This is a genomic window from Actinoplanes sp. KI2 (assembly GCF_025630775.1).
Taxonomy (GTDB): domain Bacteria; phylum Actinomycetota; class Actinomycetes; order Mycobacteriales; family Micromonosporaceae; genus Actinoplanes.
The window spans coordinates 197672-213627 of record NZ_JAOSZE010000002.1 but is presented as its reverse complement, the minus strand read 5'-3'; the positions used below and the strand labels follow the sequence as shown (position 1 = coordinate 213627).

Here is a 15956-nt window from a genome sequence, read left to right as displayed (position 1 = left end):
GCGGCGCGGGTCGCCCACGATCTGACCTTTGCGAATGCGGCACCCACCGGACCCGAAAGAACGCATAGTGGGCTGATGAGCGCGACGACGCCGAGCGTCCCGTCCGGCGGGGCGGAACGGACACGCGGGCGTTCGGTGTCCGACCTCAGCGTCCGGGTCTGGATCCTCGCCTCGGCGGTGGTGGCCGCGCTGGTGGCGCTGGTGGTGGGCGTCATGGGGCTGGTCTCGCTGAGCCGGGCGTCCGACTCCGCGAACCTGATCTATTCGAGCAACGTCGCCAGCATCAAGACGCTCGGGGACATCAGGTACGTGGTGGCGCAGGCCAACGTCGCCCTGTCGAACCAGGCGCTGTCCACCACCGACGCATCGACCGCCACCTTCACGACCGCCTACAAGCAGGCCCTGGAGAACTTCGACAAGGCGATGGCGGCGTACCGGGCCAGCGGCCCGGCGGCGCCCGCCTCGATGATCGACACCCTGCAGGGCCAGTGGGACAAGTACACCGAGCTGGGCACCAACACGCTGCTCCCGCTCGGCGCGAAGAACGAGCTCGACCAGTGGTCGGTGGCCCGCGACCAGCAGGTCATCCCGCTCCTCGGGCAACTGACCGCGACGATGAAGAGCATGAACGACCTGGAGGTCGCGGACGCGGCCAAGAACGCCCGGGCCGCCGAGGACAGCTACCAGTCCAGCCGGAACACGGCGATCATCACGCTGGTTCTCGGGATCGCTCTGGCCCTGGCCCTCGGCGTGTGGACCGGCCGGCGGATCGTGCGGTCGCTCACCAAGGTCACGTACGTCTGCGACGGTCTCGCCGACGGCGACCTCACCCGCAGCACCGGCCTGGACACCCGGGACGAGCCCGGCCGGATGGGCCGCGCGCTCGACGCGGCGATGGAGCGGCTGCGGCGCACGATCGCCACCATCGAGGGGTCGGCGACGTCGCTGGCCGGCGCGTCCGAGCAGATGACCGGCACGGCCACCCAGATCGCCGCGTCCGCCGAGCAGGCGTCGGTCCAGGCGCAGGCCGTCTCCGCGGCGGCCGAGGAGGTCTCCCGCAGCGTGGAGACGGTGTCGGCGGGCAGCGAGCAGATGGGCGCGTCGATCCGGGAGATCTCGCAGAACGCGGCCGAGGCGGCGCGGGTCGCGGCCGAGGCGGTGAGCGTCACGGCGGCCACGTCGTCGACCATGGGCAAGCTCGGCGACTCGTCGGCCGAGATCGGGAATGTCATCAAGACGATCACGGCGATCGCCGAGCAGACCAACCTGCTGGCGCTGAACGCGACGATCGAGGCGGCCCGGGCGGGCGACGCGGGGAAGGGCTTCGCGGTGGTGGCGTCCGAGGTCAAGGATCTGGCGCAGGAGACGGCGCGGGCCACCGAGGACATCTCGCGGCGGGTCGAGGCGATCCAGGCCGACACGAACGGTGCGGTCGCGGCGATCGAGGAGATCTCCGCGGTGATCGGGCGGATCAGCGAGTTCCAGACGACGATCGCGTCGGCGGTCGAGGAGCAGACCGCCACGACGGCGGAGATGAACCGGAGCGTGGCCGAGGCGGCCACCGGGTCCGGGGCGATCGCCCAGAACATCACCGGGGTGGCCGACGCGGCGCGGATGACCAGCGAGGGTGTGGCCCAGACGCAGCAGGCCACCGCCGAGCTGGCCCGGATGTCGACCGAGCTGAGCGGGATCGTAGCTACTTTTCGGATTTAAGCGGCTTTTCAGCTTTCTCCGGCTTTTCGGCTTTCTCCGGCTTGTCGGCTTTCTCCGGCTTGTCGGTGTCGCCGGCTTCGGTGTTCGCCGGCCAGGGATCCTTGTCGGCCAGCTCCTTCGCCAGGCCGGTCATCACCTGGACGGCCAGCTTGACGTGGGACGCCTGGAATTCGTGGCCGAACACCGGGACCGAGCACCAGACCGTGTCGTCGGCCCAGTAGAGCCGGCCGATCGGCATGCCCGCGGTCAGCTCGGACAACTGCGCATAGAGCCGCTCGCCGGCCGGGATCCCGGAGCGGATCGGGGACAGCACGTCGACCATCGGCGGGTTGTCCCGCACCCGTACCAGAATCTCCGCGGAACCCTCGCGCAGCCGGAAGTCGCCGTCGGTCTCCTCGGCCTGCGGGCCCAGGGCCGTGCGCACCCGGTCGGCCAGCGGCGGGTGCGGCTCGCGCACCGGGCGGCGGGGGAGCGTGGCCGGCACCGGCTCGGGGGAGTCGTCGGCGGTGACGACCAGCGCGGCCGGGAGGGTGATCTCGGTGCTCGTGCCGTCGCCGGTCCGGCCCAGCTCGACCGTGATGCCGTGCCGGGCGGCCAGGCGGGCGACCACGGCGAGGCCGAGCGTGCCGCCGACGCTGCCGCCCGTGCGCCGGAGGCGGTCGTTGAGCCGGGCCAGCTCGTCGTCGCCGAGGGGGTCGCCGCGGTCGTCGATCCGGATCAGCACGCCGCCGCCGTCCGCGCCGCCCGCCGCGACCGCGACGGTGGTGTCCGGCGTGGAGTGCTTGGTGGCGTTGTCGAGCAGCTCGGCGGCCAGGTGCACGAGATCGTTGGCCGCCTCCGGGACCACGCACAGGTCGAGATCGGTCACCACGAGGTCGATCCGGGTGTACTGCTCGATCTCCGACTGGGCGGCCCGCAGCACGTCGGTGAGGCTCTCCGCGCCCCGGCTCCCCCGGGCCGACGGCGCGCCGGCCAGCACCAGCAGGCTCTCCTCGTGGTGCCGGATCTGGGTGATCAGATGGTCGAGCTCGAACAGATCGGCCAGCCGCGCCGGATCCGGCTCGCCGAACTCGAGCTTGTCGAGCCGAAGAATGAGCCGGTCGACCAGGCCGAGCGACCGCCGGGCCGAGGCGGACACCACGGTCGCCCACGTCGTGGCCGGGGGTTTCGCCCGCTGCTCACCGGCGAGCCGGCGCCGCAGCGAGCCGAGCACGGCCGGCCAGCGCCGGGTCGCCCGGCCGTCCACCTCAGAACTCATGGCCACCACCCGCCTTCGCGGCGGCGGCCCGGATCCTCGGCGCCGACGCCAGGTCGTCAACTCTAGTGGCGTGCCGCCCGGTCGGCCGTCGCCGAAGTCAATTCTTGACCATCAATGCCCTTTCGGCACCCCGTGGACGCGGGGCCGCCGGTAGCGGACGCTCATGCCCTGCCCGTGCAGCGACCGGCTGTGCCCGTCCCGGATCGGCAGCATGGTGAAGATGCCCAGGCCGAGGCGCACGCGCCGGGGCAGGTGGGGCTCGCCGGCGTGGTAGATCGTGCGCCCGTCCACCCGCCAGGCGACCAGGCCGGCGCCCGGGTCGAGGGTCACCTCGCACGCCCGGTACCGGGTGAAGTCGTCGTCGAAATCCTGGTACGGCGATTCGGCCACGTGAATGAACGGGTCGCCGGTGTCGTCCGGCGCCAGGTGCTCGTGCATCGCCAGCACCCGGGTGGAGGTGCCGCAGACCGAGAAGACCCGGTGGGTCTCCGTCAGGTCGGCGACCTGCAAGCAGGCGATCCCGGTACGGTAGTCGCCCGGGTCACCGCCGAGGCTGGTGATGGCCAGGTCGGCGGCGAAGGTGGCGGCCCCGCCCGGGGCGAGCTCGAAGACGCGGGTGGAGAGCGCCAGGAACTTGACGCTGTCCGCGGCCTGGAACCGGCCGGAGGAGAGCGAGAAGCTCGGGATGGTGATCCGGGCCTCCCCGTCGCCGACACTGACCTGCGTGCGCGGGTCGCGCGGGAGATGCCGGCCGCCGCCGGGCAGCGGCAGCGGCGTCGTCTGCCACAGCGCCTCGTCGAGGGCGCCGCCGCCGAACTCGTCGTAGACCATGGGCGCACGCACCTCCTCAGGTGGTGGGCACCACGCCGCCCGCCTGCCAGGTGCTCCACGACAGGTTCCAGTCGCCGTAGCCGTCCCAGCTCGGCATCGTCGGGCCGCCCGTGCGCGTGTAGACGGTCACGTCGCCGACCTGGGCGAACCCGAAGAACTTCTGGGCGTCCGCGTCCCGGAGGTTGGTGCAGCCGTGCGAGGTGCTGCGCTGGCCGATGTTGCCGCCGTTCCAGCTGGCCGAGTGGACGAACTCGCCGGAGTTGGTGATCCGGACCGACCAGGGCACCTTCACGTCGTAGCCGGGGCCGACCATGCGCTGCACCCGGTCCTTCTCCATGACGACCTTCGTGCCGCTGAACGTCGGGGTGCTCGCCTTGCCCAGCGACACCGGGAAGCTGAAGACCTGCTTGCCGTCCGACGTGACGATCATGCGCTCGGCCTTGCCGTCGACGCGGCTGATGTTCGCGGCGCCGGTGCTCATGTCGAGGGTCAGGCTGTTGTCGAAGACCAGGCCCGGGCCGGCCGGCTTGCCCTGCACGGCCATGTCCATGCGGATCTTGGCGTGCGCGGGCCAGTACTTCTCGGTGCGGTAGTGCGCCTCGAGCGGGTAGCCCTTGTAGATCGCGGACCGTTGGAAATACCAGGCGCCCTGGGCCGGCTCGCCGTTGACCGTGACGGCCGTCGCCGCCGCGAAGTCCTTCCCGTCGGTGATCTTCGCCGACAGGTACGCGATGATCGGCATGCCGACGCCCCAGGTCGAGCCGTCGCCCTGGAACAGCCGGACGTGCACCGGCTTCCCGGCCGGCGCCGAGGGGGAGGCCGCGGCCGGCGATCCCGATGCCGGGCCCGCCGCGGACGGTTGCCCGGAATGCCAGGCCGCGTCCGGCTTGCCGCCGTCACTGCCGCCTCCGCAGGCCGCCGGCAGGACCAGAACCATGCCGAGCGCCGCTACCCGCAACCAACGAGAATTCTTCATGACAGCGACCATGCTACGACGCGCGCGCACCTGCCAGGGGTCTCGGCCGCCGACGCCGAAACGCCGCCGGGCGTGCGCGTGATGCGCACGCCCGGCGGCGGTGTGGTGGACCGGGAATCACGGGACGTAGATGTACTCCACACCGGAGGCGGGCGTCAGCGTCCGGTGGGTGATCTCCCACGCGTTCGGGGCGTTCATCTCGGCGACCGTGATCTGGTTGCCGGAGACCTTCTCGACCCAGGCGGCGTGCCCGGTCGGGGCGCCCGCGCCGTTCTGCCCGGGCTGGAAGATCGCGATGCTGTCGACCCGCGGCTTGCTGCTGACCGTCCAGCCGCTCTCCTTCGCGCCGGTGGCCAGGAGGCGGGCGTCGCCGAACGCCTTCGGGTACACGCCGGTCTTCTCGTGGAAGCGGTCCATCACGTAGTAGACGCAGGAGCCGCCGATGCCCTCGTTGTAGTCGATGGTGGCGCCGCGGGTGGCGGCCGGGGTGCCGTCGGCGGGCGGCGCCGGCGGCGTGCTCGGCGTGCTGGACGCGGGCGGCGTGCTCGGCGTGCTGGACGCCGGCGGCGTGACGGTGCAGGCCCGCTCGCCGCGCAGCAGCCCCTGGAAGTTCGGGGTGTTGGTGTAGTAGTCCGCGATGTAGCCGTTGACCGGCGACGTGATGTGGTGCCACACCGGGTTGTGGTGGACGCTGCGACCGCGGACGCCGCAGTCGATGGTGACCCGGGTGCCGTCGGCGAGCTTGGTGACCTTGGTGGCGCCGATGGTGCCCGGGGCGCTGAGGACGGCCGAGCCGGCGCCGGCCGTGCCGGCCACCCGATATCCGGTGACGGCGGCCTGGGCCGGGGTGGTCATGCTGACGGCTGCAGTCGCGGCGAGGGCTCCGACGGTGAGCACCCGGGTCAGCTGACGGCGGCGGGTGGTGGACGGGGTAGCGGTCGTGGCGGTCTGCGAGTTCGTCATGCAGCGTTCTCCTGTCATCGGCCGGATCAAGGGCGATCCGCTTGGCCTACACAGCGGTTCGGCGCGCTGCATTGCGGGAAGCGGTGCCCGCAGGGTGCGAACAGGTTGCGTCGGCCGAGCCGGGCGGGGGCCGCGATGTCCGGTTAGGCTCGGGGGCCATGCGGGGAATCACGGTCTGGCCGGGGAACCCTTATCCGCTCGGCGCCACGTACGACGGCGGCGGTACGAACTTCGCGGTCTTCTCCGAGGTCGCCGAACGGGTCGAGCTGTGCCTGTTCGACGACGCCGGCGCGGAGACGCGGATCGATCTGCCGGAACGGGAGGCGCTGGTCTGGCACGGTTACCTGCCGCGGGTCGTGCCCGGTCAGCGGTACGGATACCGGGTGCACGGCCCGTACGACCCGCACCAAGGGCTGCGCTGCAACCCGGCGAAACTGCTGCTCGACCCGTACGCGAAGGCGATCGACGGCCGTAACGACTGGAACGATGCGCTGTTCGCGTACCGGTTCGATGATCCACTGTCGCGCAACGACGACGACTCGGGCCCGTTCGCGCAGAAGTCGGTGGTGATCAACCCGTTCTTCGACTGGGGCAACGACCGCCCGCTGCGGATACCGATGTGGCAGACGGTGATCTACGAGACGCATGTGAAAGGCCTCACCATGCGTCATCCCGGGGTGCCCGAGGACGTCCGGGGGACCTACTCCGGGCTGGCCCACCCGACGATGATCAACCATTTCCGGTCGCTCGGGATCACCGCGGTCGAGCTCATGCCGGTGCACCAGTTCGTGCACGACGCGGTGCTGGTGGAGCGGGGACTGTCCAACTACTGGGGCTACAACACGATCGGCTTCTTCGCGCCGCACAACGAGTACGCCTCGTTCGGCGGGCGCGGCGGTCAGGTGCAGGAGTTCAAGACCATGGTGAAGGCCCTGCACCAGGCCGGCATCGAGGTCATCCTGGACGTGGTCTACAACCACACGGCCGAGGGCAACCACCTCGGGCCGACGCTGTCGTTCCGCGGCATCGACAACCCGGCGTACTACCGGCTGGTCGACGCGGACCGGCAGTACTACTACGACACCACCGGCACCGGGAACAGCTTCAACGTGCGGCACCACGAGTCGCTGCGGCTGATCATGGACTCGCTGCGGTACTGGGTGACCGAGATGCACGTGGACGGGTTCCGCTTCGACCTCGCGGCGGCGCTGGCCCGCGAGTTCCACGAGGTGAACCGGCTGGCCGCCTTCTTCGACCTGGTCAACCAGGACCCGGTGGTGTCGCAGGTCAAGCTGATCGCCGAGCCGTGGGACGTCGGCGACGGCGGCTACCAGGTCGGCGGTTTCCCACCGCTGTGGACCGAGTGGAACGGCAAGTACCGGGATGCGGTACGCGACTTCTGGCACGGCGAGCCGGCCGGCCTCGGCGAGTTCGCCTCCCGCTTCACCGGCAGCTCCGACCTCTACGAGCACGACGGCCGCCGCCCGGTCGCGTCGATCAACTTCGTCACCGCGCACGACGGGTTCACCCTCGAGGACCTGGTCTCATACAACGAGAAGCACAACGAGGCAAACGGCGAGCAGAATCACGACGGCGAGAGCTACAACCGCTCCTGGAACTACGGCGTCGAGGGCCCGACCGACGATCCGGGCATCGTGGCCCTGCGGGAACGGCAGAAACGTAACTTCCTCGCCACGTTGCTGCTCTCCCAGGGCGTCCCGATGATCTCCCACGGCGACGAGCTCGGCCGCACCCAGCAGGGCAACAACAACGTCTACTGCCAGGACAACCCGATCAGCTGGGTCGACTGGGAAACCGCCCGCACCGAGGACGTGCTCACCGGCTTCGTCCGGCGACTGACCAGGCTGCGGGCCGACCACCCGATCTTCCGCCGGCGCCGCTTCTTCACCGGCGACCCGGTCGGCGACACCAAGGTGCCGGACATCGCCTGGCTGCGCCGCGACGGCGAGCCGATGACCGAGGCCGACTGGACCGCACACAGCGGGATGACCATGACGGTGTTCCTCAACGGGCACGGCCTCCCCGAGCGCGACGCGCTGGGCGAGAAGATCATCGACGACTCGTTCCTGCTGCTGTTCAACCCGCTCGGCGATCAGGTCGCGTTCACGCTCCCGCCGAAGGACTTCGGCCGGACGTGGGAGGTCGTGGTCAACACGGCCGACCCGCTGCTCGCCACCCGCCGCCGAACGGCCCGCGCTGGCGGGACGGTCGACGCACCGGGCCACAGCCTGCTGGTGCTGCGCTGCCGGTATTAGCCGTTGCTGCTATCGCAGCCGCAGGTCGACGAACGGGATCACGTCACCCGGCAGGAGATAGCGGTCGATCTCGACAAATCCGTGCTTCCGCGCAAACCGCAGCCCGTCCTCATTGGACGCGAGCACGACCGTGTCGATATGCCGCGCGCCCGACTCCCGGGCCCGGCCCAGCGCCCGCCGATAGATCAGCTCCCCGAAGCCGCGCCGCCGGTGTTCCGGCAACACCCGCGCGATCACCACGCAGGCGTCGTCCTCGGGCGCGCGCACGGTCGCGCAGCCGACCGCCAACGCGCCCAGGTAGGCGACCTCGAGGTGATTGCGCCCCGCCCGCTCCTCGACCTCCGCGGCGGAGAGCGGAGCGGTCGGGATGATCTCGTTGTGGATGCGCCGCCAGTCGTCCAGCGCCTCGCTGTCGAACCTCAAACTCGTCAAGGTCACATTCCTGTCGTCGATAGGTTGATGGAACGATGGCGTGATGCTCTGGCCGGTCGCGCTCGACACTCATCCTCGCGATGCCACCTGGTCGGTGGGCGAGCGGGTCACGACCCGGTTGAGGTGGCTCGACGACCCGCAGCTGCCCGACGATCTGGTGCTGCGCGACGTCGTTGTGCGGGCTCACCCGTTGCTCGACGCCGACGGCCGGCCGTGGGCGCAGGTCGTCGAGGCCGGTGGTCTGCGCGCGGTCCGCGAGGGCGACCATCGCGGCGGTGTTGTCACGGTCGGCGGATGTCCGGGCGTCGACGCCGGTCTGGGACTGATCGAGGCGTTGCCGGTCACGACGGGTGTGGTCCGGCGGGTCCGGGTCGTGCACGACCGGTACGACCGAGGTCTCGACGGATGGACGCGCCGGCCCGGGGACGTGCGCCTCACGGACGTTCCCGACGCCGGCCCCGAACGCCTGCGTGACGACTGGTCCGGCGCCGGGACGCCGCCTGATCCGCAGGCCGGGCCCGGCACCCTCCAGTTTCTCAGTCCTGAGCAGTACTTCCGGCTGAGCCGCGACCGGCTGCCCGCACAGCGGTGGGAGGTCCGCGGTTCCTCGTCGATCTTGACGTCACCGATCCTCGAGCGCCGAGGAATGACCTTGGCCGGTAGCGTTCCCGGCGTGGGCATCTATCTGGTCGACATCAGCGCACCAAGCTGGGCGCAGGACGAGTGCGCGCCCCTGCTCGACGAGGCGCTCGCCGCGCGCGGGCTGCCGCCCTACCCGGGGCCGCCGGCCAGGGCCGCCGACTTCGAGGAGAAGCTCAGCCTGCGGATGGACGACTTCGCCGAAATCTGCGCGCGGCACGACGCCGCCGAGTTCCTCGACGCCACGCTGATCGTGCCGGTGGATTTCAGCGGCCTGATCGAGCTTCCGGTGGAGAGTGCGTACGACGATGTGACGAAGGTGTTCAGCGCGCAGCGGTTGCGCGCTGCGATCGCCCCGATTGCCGCCGAGGTCGGCCTGGCCGCCGACCTGCCGAGCGGCCCGATGGCGTTGACCACCGCGATCGAGGACGCGGTCACCTTCTACGTGGCGCTGTTCGCGTCGGCGGCCGAGCATTCGGTCCGGCATGGCTGCCCGCTGACCTACGTCTGATCCTCGGCCGGACGGTGCAGCGCCGCGGAGTCGGCGGATCGGCGCGCGCCGATCAGCGGTCGGGTTGCGCTGCCACGAAGCCGCGCGCGGTTCGGGTCAGCACGGTGAAACCCGCCGCGGACAGGAACGCCGCGTAGGCGTGCTCGCCGGCCTCGGAGTAATCCAGGAGTCGGGTGGTGCCGCCCAGGTCCAGCCAGGTCGCCGCCTGCCCGAGCAGCCACCGGCCGAGGCCGCGCCGGCGATGGGCCGGGTCGACCCACAGGTTGCCGACGTCCGCCCAGGTGCCCGCGCGGGACACCCGCGGGCCGGCGTCGAGGTTGGTGTCCACCTCGATGTAGCCGGTGTCCGCGCCGTCGAGGACCGCGGTGAGCCGGGTTCCGTTGATGCCGACCGTGCGGCGCGTGGTCAGCCCGGCCATCGGCGCTTCCGGGCGGGCCAGCGTCTCGATCGTCGCCAGATGAACGACCTCGGTGGTGCCGTCGTGCCGGAAACCGACCCGCTCGTAGATGGCCCGGATGTGCGGCCACTGCTCCGGCACGCCGTACACCGCGGGAGCCGGCAGCGACCCGTCGGCGAGGCGGCGGCCGACGCCCCACCGCTGGAACTGGGCATGGCAGGCGACCGCGAGGGCGTCCCCGGCCGCCGACGCGTCCGGCCAATAGGGGGCGTCCGGCCAGCAGGCCAGCCACCGGATCTCACCGGCGCCGCGATAGTTCTCCCCGGTGTCCTCGCCGTCGCCGTAGCGCAGCAGGTGCGCGGCTGCCACCACCCGGCCGCGCTGCTCGGCCACCAGCGTGACCCGGTCGCGTACCCAGCGGTCCACGATGAACTCGCCGGGGTCCCGCTCCAGCTGACTCAGCAGGACCTGCACGGACACCGACACGCCGGGCACCACCGCGGCGATGTGGGCATTGACCAGAGCGGTGACCTGTTCGCGATCACCACGCGCGAACGGACGGATCAGCATGGGCGGACCTTCCACGAGGGCGCCGGAAAGGCGCAGACCACTGGACGACCCGCTACCGCGCGGTACCGGCCCACCGTAGCGGGTTAGGCTGGAGAGTGGGACTTACGCACAAGAAAATCTACGAGCGCTACGTGTACGCCGGCGCGATCACCCGGAACCCGGCGGCGATCGCCGCTCTGTTCACCGAGGACGGCGTGTACGAAGCGCCGCTGGTGCCCGACGGCCACCCGCTGCATCACCTGGTCGGCCACGACGAGATCCGAGCCGGCACCGCCGCCTATCACGAGCACATGGCGCCGCCGGGCGTGATGAACCCGGAGGAATCCGCCTACGTCCTGCACGACACGCCGGATCCCGACGTCTTCATCGTGGAGATCGATGTCGCGTTCGACCAGGCCGACGGGCGGCGGACGACGATGTCGCTGGTGCAGATCTTCCGGCTCCGGGACGGTCGGATCGCCCGGCTGCGCGACTACTTCGCCGAACCGGACGGTGACGAGCCGGCGCGCGACTCCTCCGGGACGGCGGGCGCGTGAACGCGGACGACGTGGAGCGCGCCGCCGGGCTGATGCGCGACGTCCTCGGACCACTGGACCGCGCGGACTGGTCCGTGCCGGCGGGCACCCTGCAGTGGACGTGCCGGGAGACGCTCGCGCACATCGCCCACGACCTGCTCGCCTACGCGGCCCAGCTCGCCGGCCGCTCGGCGGACGCGTATCTCCCGCTGGACCTGACCGTTCGCGACAGCGGGACCGTGGCCGAGGTGCTGACGATCGCGACGGCGTGCGGCCGGCTGCTCGCCCTGGCGCTGCGGGCGGCCGGCCCCGGGGAGCGCGCCTGGCACTTCGGGCCGTCCGACGCCGGCGGGTTCGCGGCGCTCGGTGTGGCCGAAATACTGGTCCACACGTACGACATCGGCCAGGGGTTGCGGGTGAGCTGGCGGCCGCCGGCGGATCTCAGTGCCGCGGTCCTGGCGCGGCTGATGCCGGACGCTCCGGTCGAGGGGCACGATCCGGCCGACCTTCTGCTGCGCCGGACCGGCCGGCTCGGCGACGCCGGCCCGTGGCGATGGACCGCCGCGCTCAAGTGAAGCCGGGCGGGCCGCCGCCCCAGGTCAGGGGCCCCACCCAGGTGAAGCCGGGCGGTCCGCCGTCGGCGCCGGGCCGGCGACGATAGGGTCGAAACAGACCACGACCTCAGGGAGTACGCATGACACAGGCACCGGCCACCGTGACCGTAACCGGCGCGGCGGGACAGATCGGATACGCCCTGCTGTTCCGGATCGCGTCCGGGCAGCTTCTCGGGGCCGACCGGCCGGTGCGGCTGCGGCTGCTGGAGATCCCGGCGGCGGTCCGCGCCGCCGAGGGGACCGCCCTCGAACTGGAGGACGGTGCGTTCCCGCTGCTCGCCGGCGTCGACGTCTTCGACAGCGCCAAGGCGGCCTTCGACGGGGTGAACGTCGCGCTGCTGGTCGGCGCCCGCCCACGCACCAAGGGCATGGAGCGCGGCGACCTCCTCGAGGCGAACGGCGGCATCTTCAAACCGCAGGGCGAGGCGATCAACGGGGGCGCCGCCGACGACGTCAAGGTGCTGGTGGTCGGCAACCCGGCCAACACCAACGCGCTGATCGCCCGCTCGCACGCGCCGGACGTCCCGGCCGACCGGTTCACCGCGATGACCCGCCTCGACCACAACCGGGCGCTGGCCCAGCTCTCCGGCAAGCTCGGCGTGCCGGTGTCCGAGCTCAAGCGGGTCACCATCTGGGGCAACCACTCGGCCACCCAGTACCCGGACGTGTTCCACGGCCGGGCCGGCGGCCGCCCGATCGCCGACCTGGTCGACCAGGCCTGGCTGGCCGACGAGTTCATCCCGCGGGTCGCCAAGCGCGGCGCCGAGATCATCGACGTGCGGGGCGCCTCGTCCGCCGCGTCGGCGGCCTCGGCGGCGATCGACCACGTGTACGACTGGGTGAACGGCACCGCGGCGGACGACTGGACCTCGGCCGCGGTCGTCTCGGACGGGTCCTACGGCGTACCGGAAGGATTGATCTCGTCGTTCCCGGTCACCGCGAAGGGTGGCCGGTTCGAGATCGTCCAGGGTCTGGACGTGAGCGAGTTCTCCCGCAGCCGGATCGACGCCTCGGTGGCCGAGCTGACCGAGGAGCGCGACGCGGTCCGCCGCCTCGGCCTCATCTGATCAGCGCGCGGACCGGCCGGGCGCTCAGCGTCAGCGCCCGGCCGGCTCGCGTGCTCAGCATCAGCGCCCGGGGCAGGGTCGCGCGCTCGGCGTCAGCGCCCGGCCGGGTCGGGTGCTCAGCTGGTCAGCACGGTGAACTTCGGCGGCAGCTCGGCCCGGCCGGTCAGCGCCCGCAGCAGCGCCTCGCCATCGCCGAGCGCGATCGCGAGGCGACTGGCCATGGTGGTCGCCTCGGCGATGGCTTCGAGCGAAAGACCATGCGGTACGCCGCCCGCGGCCGCCGCGTCGAGACCGTGCACGACGAGCTCGAAGGTGCGGGTCGGCAGCCAGTCGCGCACCCGCATGCCGCCGACCGGGGTGGTCACGATGTCGTCGTCGCCGGCCTCGGCCAGCGCCTGGGTCGCCCGGCCGGCCAGCTCGCCGACCATCGTCGCCGGGTCGTCGCCCAGGGCCGCGCCGGTGGCGTGAGCGTCCTCGGAGGAGGCGGCCACCGCGATGCGCAGGACGTCGGCGGGGACTCCCCGCCCATACGCGAAATAGCCCTCCGGCGTCGCGACCTGGAGCTCGGTCGCGGGTTTGGCCAGAACCTCGGGCACCTGGCGCAGCGCCGAGCCGACGGTGTGGCCGACCAGGTCGCGCAGTGTCCACTCGCCGAGGGCGGCGGGTTCGTCCCACCGCTCGGTCGGCAGGCGGGCGACGAGGTCGGCGTAGGCGACGGCGGCGGACCGGTAACTGCGGCGGTAGTCCATCCCGCCACCCTGCCACGGACCGCGGCGGTCACGATTGCCCGGGTGCGGGCCTGCTCAGTCCTCCATCGACTGGTGCCGCCCGCCGCCGTGCCGGCCTTCCGGCGCGTCCGGGTACGCCGGACGCCGCGGCAGGCCGCTCCTGTCCGGCCCCGGAGACGGCGACAACCCCGGAGACGTGCCCGGCCAGGTCGGTTCGGAATGCGCGGGAAGCGACGGGGACGCGGGAGGCGGCGGGGACGGCGACGCCGGAGGCGACGCTGACGGCGGCGAGGGAGACGACCAGGGCGGCGGCGGTGGCGCGGCGTCGCCCCGGGGCGGGAGACCCGACGGCATCGGCCGGTAGGTGCGGGGAGCGGCCGGCCGGGCGGGCTCGTCCCGCCGCGACGACTCGAGCGGCGGTGGCGGCGCCGGGAACGGCGTCAGCGGCGTGCTGGCGGCCGGCGACACGTACATACTGGTCAGGCCGGCGGCGAGTCGCCGGCGCCGCGCCCGGCCCCGCTCCCGCAACAGCTGAATCAGGAGCAACAACGCCGGCACCACGACCGCGAACGAGTAGATCGGAATGCCGGTCTCCGTGACCAGCAGGTAGGTGGCGCCGCCGAGGTAGCCGGCCGCGACCACCCCGTCGGCGATCCGGGTGGCCGGCCGCTGGTCGAGGCCGAGGACGGCGAGCAAACCCAGCATCAGCCCGCAGGCGACCAGCAGGCCGACGAAGGCGTAGAACTCGCCGTTGGACATGGGTGGCTCCAGAGTTCAGGTGTACCCCCACTGTCGGCCGGAAACGGGCCGGGCGGAGCCTATTCCGGCGGAATTACTGATCCGGACAAACAGGATGATACGGTCGAAAGTGTGCCGACCGACATCCCGCGCATGGGCGTGCCGGACCGACTCGCCGCGCGGCTGAGCATTGCTGAGCAGCACGCCCTGCTGGTCAGTCGCCGTACCCTGCTGACCGGCGCGGCCCGGGTCGCCGCGTCGATGGTGATCGGCGGCCCGGCCGCCGCGTTCTGGCTCCAGCTCGACACGCTGCCCGGGCGCATGGTCGTCCCGTTCGGCCGCCATCTGGCCTGGGGCGCCAACCCGCGTACCACGGTCAGCGTCGGCTGGCAGGTCCCGCACCGGGTGAAGCGCCCGTTCCTGCGGGTCGGCGCGTCGCCGGACGCCCTCGGCCCGCGGATCGACGCGGAGATCCGGCCGCTGCGCACCGACCTGGGCGGCATCCGGCCGGCGACCGAGCAGTACTACGTGCACGCCACCGCCGGCGGCCTGCGGCCCGGCACGACCTACTACTACGCGGTCGGGCACGCCGGCTACGACCCGACCGACCTGACCGACTACGGCCGGGTCGACACGTTCACCACCGCGCCCAGCCGCCGCGGCGTCGCCCGCCCGTTCACCTTCACCGCGTTCGGCGACCAGGGGGTCAGCTCGCACGCCCTGGCGAACGACGGCATGCTGATCGCCCAGCGGCCCGCCTTCCACCTGCACGCCGGCGACCTCTGCTACGCCGACACCAGCGGCAAGGGCCGCATGACCGACTTCTACGACCCGCGGTCGTGGGATCAGTTCCTCGCCCAGAACGAGCCGGTCGCGGCGGCCGTGCCGTGGATGGCCTGCCTGGGCAACCACGACATGGAGGCGCTGTACTCGCCCGACGGCTACGACGGTCAGCGCGCCCGCTGGGACTTCCCGGGCAACGGGCCGGCCCTGGCGGCGGGCGTCTACTCGTTCCTCTACGGCAACGTCGGCGTGATCGCGCTCGACGCCAACGACGTCTGCCACGAGCTGGACGGCAATCGCGGCTACACCGGCGGGGCGCAGACCGCGTGGCTCGACCGGCGGCTCGGCCACCTGCGCGAACAGCCCGATGTGGACTTCCTCGTGGTTTTCTTCCACCACTGTGCGTACTCGACCAGCACCGCGCACGCCTCCGACGGCGGGGTCCGGCGCCACTGGGTGCCGCTGTTCGACAAGCACGAGGTCGACCTGGTCATCAACGGCCACAACCACGTGTACGAGCGGACCGACGCCCTGCGCCTCGGCGTACCCAGGAAGGCCGAGATCGGCGAGACCGTCCACCCGGGGCGGGACGGCACGATCTACGTCACGGCCGGCGGCGGCGGGCGCAGCCTGTACTCCTTCGGCGCGCCCGACTCCCACGCCGGCCGCCGGCACCCCGTCGACGAGATCGAGTCCTACGTCTGGGCCGACAGCAGCCCCGAGCAGGTCCCGGAGCAGATCCCCGAGCGGGTCACCTGGTCCCGCGTCCGGTACACCGGCTATTCCTTCCTGGCCGTCGACGTCGAGCCCGCCCGCGAGGGCCACACCAGCACGCTCACGCTGCGGGCGGTCACCGAGGACGGCGCCGAGATCGACCGCGTGGTGATCGCCCGCAAGGCGGCCGGCGGCTCGCGGGCGAGGCTGAACGACCAGAGCGCCTGAGCG

15 protein-coding genes are annotated in these 15956 nt (G+C 72.0%); 7 read left to right on the top strand and 8 right to left on the bottom strand.

Going from position 1 to position 15956, the window contains the following annotated elements; genetic code table 11:
* Nucleotides 1-75 precede the first annotated feature (75 nt).
* Nucleotides 76-1713, top strand: coding sequence for a methyl-accepting chemotaxis protein (locus tag ODJ79_RS02720; RefSeq protein WP_263021678.1), 1638 nt, complete (start codon nt 76-78; stop codon nt 1711-1713).
* Here the strand turns inward: ODJ79_RS02720 and ODJ79_RS02715 are convergent.
* The 4 genes from ODJ79_RS02715 to ODJ79_RS02700 all read right to left on the bottom strand — a co-directional run bounded on the left by ODJ79_RS02715 (nt 1697) and on the right by ODJ79_RS02700 (nt 5741).
* The gene (locus ODJ79_RS02715; RefSeq protein WP_263021677.1) at nt 1697-2971 is read right to left on the bottom strand and encodes a sensor histidine kinase; all 1275 of its coding nucleotides are present in this window, start codon (nt 2969-2971) and stop codon (nt 1697-1699) included. The genes ODJ79_RS02720 and ODJ79_RS02715 overlap by 17 nt on opposite strands.
* 111 nt (nt 2972-3082) lie before the next feature.
* Nucleotides 3083-3802 (bottom strand): DUF6081 family protein, encoded by a 720-nt coding sequence (locus ODJ79_RS02710; protein ID WP_263021676.1) that lies wholly within the window; start codon nt 3800-3802, stop codon nt 3083-3085.
* A gap of 16 nt (nt 3803-3818) precedes the next feature.
* The gene (locus tag ODJ79_RS02705; RefSeq protein ID WP_263021675.1) at nt 3819-4778 is read right to left on the bottom strand and encodes a L,D-transpeptidase; all 960 of its coding nucleotides are present in this window, start codon (nt 4776-4778) and stop codon (nt 3819-3821) included.
* 117 nt (nt 4779-4895) lie between these two features.
* Nucleotides 4896-5741 (bottom strand): CHAP domain-containing protein, encoded by an 846-nt coding sequence (locus ODJ79_RS02700; RefSeq protein ID WP_263021674.1) that lies wholly within the window; start codon nt 5739-5741, stop codon nt 4896-4898.
* Nucleotides 5742-5908: 167 nt separating this feature from the next.
* Here ODJ79_RS02700 and glgX point away from each other — a divergent pair, with 167 nt between their 5' ends.
* Nucleotides 5909-8017 carry a glycogen debranching protein GlgX gene (gene glgX, locus ODJ79_RS02695; RefSeq protein ID WP_263021803.1) on the top strand — a complete coding sequence of 703 codons (2109 nt, stop codon included), beginning with the start codon at nt 5909-5911 and terminating at the stop codon, nt 8015-8017.
* Nucleotides 8018-8026: 9 nt separating this feature from the next.
* Here glgX and ODJ79_RS02690 read toward each other — a convergent pair whose 3' ends face one another.
* Nucleotides 8027-8455: a GNAT family N-acetyltransferase gene (locus tag ODJ79_RS02690; protein WP_411267252.1), complete on the bottom strand. Its 429-nt coding sequence runs from the start codon at nt 8453-8455 to the stop codon at nt 8027-8029.
* 37 nt (nt 8456-8492) lie between these two features.
* On the opposite strand from ODJ79_RS02690, the gene ODJ79_RS02685 reads away from it, so the two are divergent.
* The gene (locus ODJ79_RS02685) at nt 8493-9599 is read left to right on the top strand and encodes a hypothetical protein (RefSeq protein WP_263021672.1); all 1107 of its coding nucleotides are present in this window, start codon (nt 8493-8495) and stop codon (nt 9597-9599) included.
* Nucleotides 9600-9651: 52 nt separating this feature from the next.
* Here ODJ79_RS02685 and ODJ79_RS02680 read toward each other — a convergent pair whose 3' ends face one another.
* Complete coding sequence (locus tag ODJ79_RS02680) at nt 9652-10566, bottom strand: GNAT family N-acetyltransferase (protein WP_263021671.1); 915 nt, start codon at nt 10564-10566, stop codon at nt 9652-9654.
* Nucleotides 10567-10661: 95 nt separating this feature from the next.
* Between ODJ79_RS02680 and ODJ79_RS02675 the strand changes: the two genes are divergently transcribed.
* The 3 genes from ODJ79_RS02675 (at nt 10662) to ODJ79_RS02665 (ending at nt 12762) form a co-directional block, all read left to right on the top strand.
* Nucleotides 10662-11102, top strand: a complete 441-nt coding sequence (locus ODJ79_RS02675) for a nuclear transport factor 2 family protein (protein ID WP_263021670.1) — start codon at nt 10662-10664, stop codon at nt 11100-11102.
* Nucleotides 11099-11656 carry a maleylpyruvate isomerase N-terminal domain-containing protein gene (locus ODJ79_RS02670; protein ID WP_263021669.1) on the top strand — a complete coding sequence of 186 codons (558 nt, stop codon included), beginning with the start codon at nt 11099-11101 and terminating at the stop codon, nt 11654-11656. Before ODJ79_RS02675 ends, ODJ79_RS02670 begins: the two co-directional genes overlap by 4 nt.
* 119 nt (nt 11657-11775) lie before the next feature.
* Nucleotides 11776-12762 carry a malate dehydrogenase gene (locus ODJ79_RS02665; protein WP_263021668.1) on the top strand — a complete coding sequence of 329 codons (987 nt, stop codon included), beginning with the start codon at nt 11776-11778 and terminating at the stop codon, nt 12760-12762.
* Between the two features lie 116 nt (nt 12763-12878).
* On the opposite strand, the gene ODJ79_RS02660 is transcribed toward ODJ79_RS02665, so the two are convergent.
* Together ODJ79_RS02660 and ODJ79_RS02655 are read right to left on the bottom strand one after the other, a co-directional pair.
* Nucleotides 12879-13511: a maleylpyruvate isomerase N-terminal domain-containing protein gene (locus ODJ79_RS02660; protein ID WP_263021667.1), complete on the bottom strand. Its 633-nt coding sequence runs from the start codon at nt 13509-13511 to the stop codon at nt 12879-12881.
* A 54-nt stretch (nt 13512-13565) separates the two neighbouring features.
* Nucleotides 13566-14249 (bottom strand): hypothetical protein, encoded by a 684-nt coding sequence (locus ODJ79_RS02655; RefSeq protein WP_263021666.1) that lies wholly within the window; start codon nt 14247-14249, stop codon nt 13566-13568.
* Nucleotides 14250-14360: 111 nt separating this feature from the next.
* Between ODJ79_RS02655 and ODJ79_RS02650 the strand changes: the two genes are divergently transcribed.
* Nucleotides 14361-15953: a purple acid phosphatase family protein gene (locus ODJ79_RS02650; RefSeq protein WP_263021665.1), complete on the top strand. Its 1593-nt coding sequence runs from the start codon at nt 14361-14363 to the stop codon at nt 15951-15953.
* Nucleotides 15954-15956 lie beyond the last annotated feature (3 nt).